Source organism: Clostridium sp. NSJ-49, assembly GCF_014287725.1.
In the GTDB taxonomy this organism is placed as follows: Bacteria; Bacillota; Clostridia; order Clostridiales; family Clostridiaceae; genus Clostridium; species Clostridium disporicum_B.
In genome coordinates this window covers 1-1,490 of sequence record NZ_JACOOP010000106.1, presented here as the reverse complement: position 1 = coordinate 1,490, position 1,490 = coordinate 1, and the positions used below count along the sequence as shown (strand labels likewise).

The following is a 1,490-nucleotide window of genomic DNA, read 5'->3' as shown; positions in this document are numbered from 1 at the left end:
CACTCAACTTTATGTCAACAACTTTTTTCAAAGTTTTTTTGACTTAGTTTCGTTAGCAACGAGACTTATCTTATCACCTATCAAAACAACTGTCAAACACTTTTTTATCTTGTGTTTTTGTTGTTTCGTATCAGCGACGAGATTTATCTTATCACTATAATTCTATATAAATTAATCTATTTTTACTACTTTTGATTAATTAATCTATGTATGCTTAATATTACTCTATTTTTCTAAGTATTACTACTATTGATACACTAGGAGTAGTGGTATATTAATACAAGTATACTTATCCACTTACTTAACATAATCCACAATATTTACATATACCATTTATGAATTTACTAACATAATTAACATTATCAACATAGCATGTAAAATGAAAAATAACCTTCTAAAATTATCATTTTAAAATTTAATCTGCTCTCTTTCTAAGTAAATTTTTATTTGTTTTTGTATTTTTTTAATTTTACTCAAATGAAATTCCTTCATCTATATTTAAAATATATCATATTCCTAAAGATAGACTATTGTCTAATACTATTATTATTTGTAACTTTAGTAATCTATTTAAATATTCATTGCCTATAATTTTCATAGAATTATTTTATTTTTCTTTAAGCTACAGTATATCCCTCATATCTTCTTACTAATCATAAGACTTAATACATGTTAATTTATATCATATATTTCATATTGGTATTATTTAAATACTTCCCATTGTAGATAGAATATTTACATTGTCTAATAAGCAACTATATATTCTCAATGATTTCATTTCTTAATATTTTTTATTAATTACATATATTCTATTACTATATGAGCTTATTCTGTTAATAATAAAATACTTATTAGGTGAAATTCAATATAAATGAATTTGAATTATTATCATTTACCAATCTATCTATAATATTCTCATCTATTTTACTTACCATTTATATAACTTGCTACTCTTCTTGTATATGATTTCTTATATAATATTCAATTACGTTTTTATTTTTTCATTTGTATATCTACATAATAACCCTTACCTTTTATACTTTTGTACGAAAACAATTTGATATTCATAATTCCATTTATTATATAACAAACTATATGTTGTTCATTAAAATATCTCTTCTTTGATAATTTAAATTCATTGTAAAAACTCAATATATTTTTACCAAAGTACGCTTTTTATCTCATACAAAGATATAAAATAAAATTTTTAAATATCCCTATCTAATTTGTAATATTCTTTATATAACAAAAAAACACTTAAGATAAACTTAAGTGTTTCTACTAACCAGGCAACGTCCTACTCTCCCACACAGTCTCCCGTGCAGTACCATTGGCGCTGTAGAGCTTAACTTTCCTGTTCGGAATGGGAAGGAGTGTTTCCTCTACGCCATCATCACCTGATACTATGATTCTCTAAATCTTCGATTTAGTTAGAATCTTATTTCAAAGAATTTTGTTCTCTGAAAATTGCACATGAATTTTATATTTTT

The 1,490-nt window shown here is 23.6% G+C and carries 1 rRNA gene; it reads right to left on the bottom strand.

The window, feature by feature from the left end:
• Window positions 1-1,284: 1,284 nt before the first annotated feature.
• Window positions 1,285-1,401: ribosomal RNA gene (gene rrf, locus H8S10_RS17820) — 5S ribosomal RNA — on the bottom strand.
• Window positions 1,402-1,490: the final 89 nt, after the last annotated feature.